The sequence below is a fragment of the Protofrankia sp. Cas8 genome (assembly GCF_963555845.1).
GTDB lineage: Bacteria > Actinomycetota > Actinomycetes > Frankiales > Frankiaceae > Protofrankia.
The window spans coordinates 5,958-12,727 of record NZ_CAUVXI010000166.1 but is presented as its reverse complement, the minus strand read 5'-3'; the positions used below and the strand labels follow the sequence as shown (position 1 = coordinate 12,727).

Genomic DNA, 6,770 nt, shown 5'->3' with positions numbered 1-6,770 from the left:
GGCTGTGCAGCGGTCCAGATCCCCTCGCAGGATACCGACGTGATCAGGACGCTGTCACCGGGCGCGAAGCCCCAGGCGGTGAGTGCAGCGCGGTGCCATGCCCCGGCCCGCTTACGATCATCCCAGGTGATCGTGAAGTCGTGGTGCCGCCCGGCCACGGTGAAGCGGCCGATGCCGGCGATCTCAGCGCGCGGAAGCTCTCGTGCCCGTTCCACGATCGACGCGCGGCTCACGCCTTCACCAACCGGGGGAACTTCGCGACGCTGGCGGACCGGCTGAGGATCTCGCCCGCGGGCACCAGTTCCACCTCCGGAGTGACACCCACCTTGGTAGCCACCACATCGCGTGCCCGCACCAGCAGGTCGGCGAGATCACCGGTGAGCTCGGGCGTATAGCCGACCCGCAGCCGCAGCGAGTCGACGACCCGGGTCGGCCGGATGATCTGGAAGATCCCGTCCGCCGTCTCCGGCAGGGTCTCCAGGGCGTCCCAGACGTCCTGGACGCCGACCAGGGTAGCGCCCACAACCGTCTCGTCGCCCTTGCGACCGACCGGCCACTGCCGCGCATGGGTGCGTCCGCAGCCACAGGCGGTACGGGTCAGCCGCACCAGATCACCCGACCGGAAGCGGATGAACGGTGCGGTGATGTTGTCAAGGTCGGTCGCGACCAGCTCCCCGAGGGCGCCGTCGGCGACGGCGGCGGCCCCGGACGGGTCAAGATGCTCGGCGAGCACCATGTCCTCCCACAGGTGGTAACCATCGTGCTCGGAGCACTCCCACGCCGTGCCGGTGTCCCCGGCGCTGGTGTAGAGGAAGAGGTTCACGCCCCACTCGTCGCGGACCTTTGCCGTCAGCGTACGGCCCAGCGGCATCCCGGCGAAACTGGCCGCCTTCAGCGGCGCCAGTGCCTCCCGCACGTCCCGGACGTCGGCAAGCCGCTCAATCTCGACGACCATCGGGTAGAGCAGCTGGACGTATGCCGGCCGGTACTGCTCGATGGCGTCCAGGACGTCCCCCCACTGGCCGATCCACGTGTCGATGTAGAGCGGCACGAGGCCGAGCAGCTGAAAGAGCGAGTCCCAGAAGCCCCGGAAGGTACCGGGCGGCACCACGACCGTGTCCCCCGGCCGTACGCCCAGCTCCCACAGATCGCGCGCGGTGCCCGTGACAAGGGGATGGGCGCTGTCCCACCGCTCCGGGAAGAACTCGGGCTCGGAGGTCGTCCCTGACGTCGACGTCAGCGAGGTGAGTTCCTTGCGGTCGACACAGAGCAGCCCGGCGAACGGGTCGCCGCTGCGCTCACGGAAGCCCTGGATGTCCTGTTTGTCGATAAACGGGATGCGCTCGCGGAAGTCGTCCAACGAGCGGACCTGGCGCGGGTGGACACCGGCCGCATCCCAGCGCTCACGGTAGAACGGCGACCGCTCGTACGCGTACTCCACCAGCTCGACGACCCGCTGCTCCTGTAACGCTTCGAGCTCCGCCCGCGGCATCGTCTCCGCCGTGGGCTGGTAGTAGCGATCATCCGACCGGGCATCCGACACCGCCGCGCCTCCCCATTGTACAAGCCAAGGTGAATATAGCATAAGACGTTTAATGAGAAACATGATTATTACGACACAGCCCGACCCGGCCAACCGGTGCGGGCTTCGCCGAGCCGGAGGCGATCGGCTGAAACAGAAATATTAGCTCTATGATTGGACTAGATCTACCATATCGCCCGCGAGGATGGAGAGCATGAAGAGCACCGTCGTGAACGAAACGATCAGCGGCCGGACCCGGGCCAGCTCGCTGGGACCACACCGGGTGGACACCTGATGTCCGCGGTACCGGTCGGCACCTGGCCGACGCTCGCCGAACTCCTCGCCGAACACGGCCGCTCGCGTCCGGGCCGCACCGCCACCGTGTGTGGGGAACACCGGGTGACCTACGCCGACCTCGACGATCGAGTCGCCCGGCTCGCCGGCGCACTCCACAGCGCAGGTGTCACACGTGGCTCGCGGGTGCTGTGGCTCGGGCAGACCTGCCACCGGGCGCTCGAGCTGGTCCTGGCGAGCGCACGGCTCGGCGCCATGGTCTGCCCGGTGAACTGGCGGCATTCCGCTGAGGAAATGGCGTTCGTCATCGACGACCTGCGGCCCACCGTCATCGTCTGGCAGGACGCCGAAATCGGACCGACCGTCGGGGAGGCGCGCAAGCGGGCCACACATACCGCGCGCTGGCTGCGCCACGACACCAACGGGTCCACGAGCGGGCCCGACAGCGACGGACCCGACACGTACGAGGGCTTCCTGGCCGCGGGCGACGCTACGCTGCCGCCCGCGGATCCCGATCCGCACGCCCCCGTGCTTGTCATCTACACGGCCGCGCACGGGGGTCGGCCCGCCGGGTCGATGCTCACCTCGGCGAACCTGGTCGCGCAGGCCAGCGTCATCGGCACCCTCTTCTACGCGGATGGCGACCAGATCTTCCTCAACTCCGGTCCGCTGTTCCACATCGGCACCTTCCAGCACACCGCGACGACCTTCGTCTGGGGCGGCACCAACGTCTTCGTCCGCCGCAGCGACCCCGAGGAGCTGTGCCGACTCATCGAAGACGAGCAGTGCACCTCGGCGTTCCTGATGCCGCCGCAGGTCGTCCAGCTCGTCGAGACCAACCGTGACCGACGTTTCGACCTGCGTTCCCTGCGCAGCCCGCTGACGATGATTGCGGGCTGGGCGGACATGGTCACCCCCGACGGCAGTCCCTGGGGCCGCCACATGGGTGGATTCGGTCAGACCGAGGTGACCGGCTTCTGCCTCTACGCCGCACTCGGGCACGAGGAGTGGAGCCCGACCGTCGGGCGTCCGGTCCCGTTCGCCCGGATCACGATCGTCGGGCCGGAAGGCGCCGAGGTCCCCGACGGTGAGGTCGGAGAGATCGTCGTCCGTGGCGCGCTGGTCCACGCGGGCTACTGGGACAGACCGCAGGACAACGCGCACCGGACCCGAACCGGTGGCTGGCACACCACCGACCTGGGACGGCGGCTGCCCGACGGGCGCATCTCCTTCGTCGGCACCGCGACACGAATGATCAAATCAGCGGCGGAGAACATCTACCCGGCTGAGGTCGAAGCCTGCCTCGAACGTCACCCGGCAGTCCGGGAGGCCGCCGTCATCGGCGTCCCGGATGAACGCTGGGTACAGTCCGTCAAGGCGGTGGTCGCCCTGCGCGACGACGCGAACGCGACCGACACCGAGCTGATCGAACACTGCCGGGCGCAGATCGCGTCGTTCAAGAAGCCTCGGACGGTCGTCTTCGTCGACGCCCTGCCACGCGTCAACGGGGCCAAGGACTACGAAACGATCGACACCGACCACGGCGGCGGCAACTACCCGGGCGGCTCGACCTCGCACGGGCACTGACCACCGACCGACCGGCACCGACAACGCCGACCACGGCCGCACCGAGCAGGTAGCCACCAGGCCGGGCGATGTTGTCGGTGACCGCGAGGTCGGTGAACAGCGCCATGTAGAGGATGTAGGGCGCGGCGGCGACGGCCAGCCACTCCAGCCGGCCCGCCAGCACGGCGAGCACCACGAGCAGCAGGCCGTACCAGGGCTGTACCGGGGTTGCAACCAGGAAGGCCGTCCCGAACAGCCACAGTGCGCCACGTTCGACGCCGACCCGGTCCGGACCGGACCGCCATATCGCGATCATGACCGCGGCCAGCACGACCCCCGCGACGGCCTTGGCCGATGTGCCGGTCAGACCGATCAGACCCAGCAGGAGGAACCGGCCGCCGTCCTGGTAACCCTCGACCGACAGGTACTGCGGTAAGAAGCCGAGGACGTCGGTGCCCACCACGGCGACGTGGGGCAGGTAGGACAGGACGACCACACCGACCGCTGAGGTGAGCACCACCAGACGGTGACGCCGTGCCGCGGCCGGCAGCAGCAGCGCCGGGTACAGCTTCACCGCCACGGCGACCCCCAGCAGGGCGCCGGCCGCGGCGGCGCGTCGCGCCGAGGGCCGCCACGGTGAGCCGCCCGGGTCACCGATACGCAGATCACGGGTACGCAGATCACCGATGCGCGGTGACAGCAGCGCCAGTCCACCCACAGCGGCCAGCGCCGCCACCACGTCGACATGCGCGTCGATGCCGATGTCCAGACCGGCCAGCGGCGTCCAGGCATAGGCCGCGGCAAGCCGGGGATCGCGGCCCGATGCCGCCAGCGTCCGCATCAGCAGCACAGTCAGCGCCAGTGACGCCAGCGCCGCATAGAACTGGACCTTGTGCTCGCGCGGCGGACCGGGCAGGTAGTGCACGACGGTGAAGTACGCCTGGGCGACCGGCGGGTAGATCGTGTGTGCCCGCGGGTAGTTGAGCCGCGTGCATCCCGGACCCCGCCCGATCGCGGCGCAGCCGCCATCGTCAGGCCACAGCCAGGCATCGTGCAGGTGGGCCAGCTCCGGCGAGTCCGTCGCGTACCGGTACGGGTCGATCCCGGACGCCTGCACCCGGCCGTCCCAGACGTAGCGGTAGAGGTCGTCACTCATCCGCGGCCCGGATGTGATCGCAAGGACGTGCACCGCGACGGCGCCGGCCAGCAGCAGGCCCGCGGCCACCCGCCGGGGCGCCACGCGGACCAGCAGCACCACCCCGAGCGCGGCCGCCGCCCACCAGCCGAGGGTCAGGTACAGCACGGGTGCCCGGCCCGGCAGCGGGCCCGGCTGCGCGATGACCGCGTATTCCAGGCCGAGCACGCCGACCAGCGCCGCCGATGCCGTGACCATCGCCCACCGGGAACGTGGTCGGCCCACGCCGGGTTGCAGGTGTGGCCGGGCCGTGGCGTTCGTGGTCAGATCGGTGGTCAGATCCGTGGTCAGATCCGCGCTCATGTCCACCTGCCGGCGGTGGACACCAGCCGGCCGAAATGCCGACCGGAGCACTGCCACGTCTCGCCTACGCGCAGGTTCGCGGTTGCGGCGAGCGGCCCCATCCCGTTGACGCTGACGCCCGCCCAGCGAAACGGCGCGCTGACCAGGCCGCCGGCTTCCAACCGCGTCCAGTACGCCCCGCTCGGGGTGCCCGGCGGGTCGAGCTCGACCAGAACCGAGCCCCCCGGTGCCAACAACCGCGCGACGCGCGCCAGCAGGCGTCGCGGCTGCCCGCCGATCCCGATGTTGCCGTCGATCAGCAGCACCTCACGCCAGCGCCCCTCCCCCGGCAGTGGGCCGAAGACGTCCCGGCACAACGCCGAGGCACCGGTCCGCCGTGCCAACGCGACGGCGAACGGCGCCACGTCGATGCCGAGCGCGGGAACCCCGCGTGCGGCCAGGCCGGCGGTCAGGCGCCCCGGCCCACAGCCGACGTCCAGCGTCGGCCCGGTGCACCGGACCAGGATCAGCTCGTCCGCCGGGGCGGGAGCGCCCAGCCACGCGGCGACCGGCAACCGCCTGCGCCCACGGCGGCCCGTCGCCCACAGGGTGGGCTCCGACGAACGCAATGCGCTCTCGTAGACGGTGGCCGGGCGCAGGTCGACCGACCGGGCACTCACCGGAACACCCCCACACGTGCCCGTGCCCGTGCCGCGGCGGCGAACCGCCCGGCGGGTGCCAGGCTGGCAACCGGCTCCACGTCGGCGGCGGTGTCGACGTCACGAAGCGCCGGCAGCTCGGCCACGGTGAGGTTCGCCGCGCGCAGCCGGGCGTGCTGGAGCGCCCCGGTCCGCGCCGTCGAGGTGGGGATGCCACGCACGACGCAACCGTCGGCGTGGCGCAGCCCAAGGGCCCACCAGCCGCCGTCGAGCGCCCGGCCGAACACGGCGTCGGCCTGCTCCAACGCCTGGCATGCCGCGACGAGCACACCTGCGCTGACCTGTGGCGTGTCCATCCCGATCAGAAGGGCCGGCTCGCCCGACGCGGTGTCGAAGGCGGCGGCGAGGCGTTCGTCGAACGGTCCGTCGACCTGGTCGATCACTGGCACGTCCGGCGGCAGCCAGGCGCCGGGCCTGCCCTCGAGCACGACCAGCGGCCGGGCGCCGTGGCGCCGACATGCCTCGACGACGGTGTCCAGGGTGTCGGCGAGCGCGGCCGCGGCCAACGCGGCTGCCTCGGCCGGACTGTACGGGGGGGTGAGCCGGGTCTTGACCTTCCCGGGCACCGGTTCCTTGGCGATGACCAGCAGCCTCACGCCATCCGTCCCAGCACCGCGGACATGTCCCGGATGGTGCGGACCGTGCCCAGCGCGGTTCCGGTGACCTTGGACCGGCCGCGGCGGGGCAGATAGCCGACGTCGAGCTCGACGATGCGCCACTGCGCCGCAGCCGCGAGCGCGATGAGCTCAAGCGGGTAGCCGAACCGTCGGTCGGTGACACCGAGCGCGAGCAGGTCCTCCCGGCGGGCTGCCCGCATCGGGCCGATGTCGCGGACCGGCACCCGGGCGCGCCGGCGAAGTTCCCGGGCGACCACCGCGTTACCGGCCCGGGCATGCAACGGCCACGCGCGGGCCACCGTCGGCCGGCGCCGGCCGAGCACGAGATCGGCACTGCCGGCGTCGATCGGCCCGACCAGACGCGGCAGGTCCCTCGGGTCGAGGGAGGCGTCCGCGTCGCAGACACAGACGACCGGTGCCGTGGCCGCGAGCAGACCGGCGTGCACCGCCGAGCCGTAGCCGCGTTCGGGCACATGCACCACGTGCGCGCCCAACTCCCGGGCGATGGTCGGCGAGCCGTCGGTGGACCCGTTGTCCGCCACGATCGGCCGGTAGCCGGCGGGCATGCGCGCCAG

The 6,770-nt window shown here is 71.3% G+C and carries 6 protein-coding genes and 1 pseudogene; 1 reads left to right on the top strand and 6 read right to left on the bottom strand.

Annotated features, from left to right (window positions below):
* Together U9977_RS20095 and U9977_RS20090 are read right to left on the bottom strand one after the other, a co-directional pair.
* Positions 1-233, bottom strand: a pseudogene (locus U9977_RS20095) (hypothetical protein); the annotation flags it as partial.
* A complete protein-coding gene (locus U9977_RS20090) occupies positions 230-1,543 on the bottom strand; it encodes a hypothetical protein (RefSeq protein ID WP_322750831.1) in 1,314 nt (437 codons plus the stop codon). The pseudogene U9977_RS20095 and the gene U9977_RS20090, both read right to left, overlap by 4 nt.
* A 273-nt stretch (positions 1,544-1,816) precedes the next feature.
* Here U9977_RS20090 and U9977_RS20085 point away from each other — a divergent pair, with 273 nt between their 5' ends.
* Complete coding sequence (locus U9977_RS20085) at positions 1,817-3,403, top strand: AMP-binding protein (protein ID WP_322750830.1); 1,587 nt, start codon at positions 1,817-1,819, stop codon at positions 3,401-3,403.
* Here the strand turns inward: U9977_RS20085 and U9977_RS20080 are convergent.
* From U9977_RS20080 to U9977_RS20065, 4 genes are all read right to left on the bottom strand, one after another.
* The gene (locus tag U9977_RS20080; RefSeq protein WP_322750829.1) at positions 3,318-4,880 is read right to left on the bottom strand and encodes a glycosyltransferase 87 family protein; all 1,563 of its coding nucleotides are present in this window, start codon (positions 4,878-4,880) and stop codon (positions 3,318-3,320) included. The two genes, U9977_RS20085 and U9977_RS20080, sit on opposite strands and share 86 nt — an antisense overlap.
* Positions 4,877-5,539, bottom strand: a complete 663-nt coding sequence (locus U9977_RS20075) for a class I SAM-dependent methyltransferase (RefSeq protein ID WP_322750828.1) — start codon at positions 5,537-5,539, stop codon at positions 4,877-4,879. The genes U9977_RS20080 and U9977_RS20075 overlap by 4 nt, the downstream gene beginning before the upstream one ends.
* Positions 5,536-6,174, bottom strand: a complete 639-nt coding sequence (locus U9977_RS20070) for a TIGR04282 family arsenosugar biosynthesis glycosyltransferase (RefSeq protein ID WP_322750827.1) — start codon at positions 6,172-6,174, stop codon at positions 5,536-5,538. The genes U9977_RS20075 and U9977_RS20070 overlap by 4 nt, the downstream gene beginning before the upstream one ends.
* Positions 6,171-6,770: glycosyltransferase family 2 protein (locus tag U9977_RS20065; RefSeq protein ID WP_322750826.1), on the bottom strand; the 600-nt coding region annotated here is incomplete at its 5' end. The genes U9977_RS20065 and U9977_RS20070, both read right to left, overlap by 4 nt.

Bases quoted from the DNA above. Each gene is read 5' to 3' on its own strand.
- U9977_RS20085 (WP_322750830.1), top strand. From the start codon at position 1,817: ATGTCCGCGGTACCGGTCGGCACCTGGCCGACGCTCGCCGAACTCCTC.
- U9977_RS20080 (WP_322750829.1), bottom strand. From the start codon at position 4,880: ATGAGCGCGGATCTGACCACGGATCTGACCACCGATCTGACCACGAAC.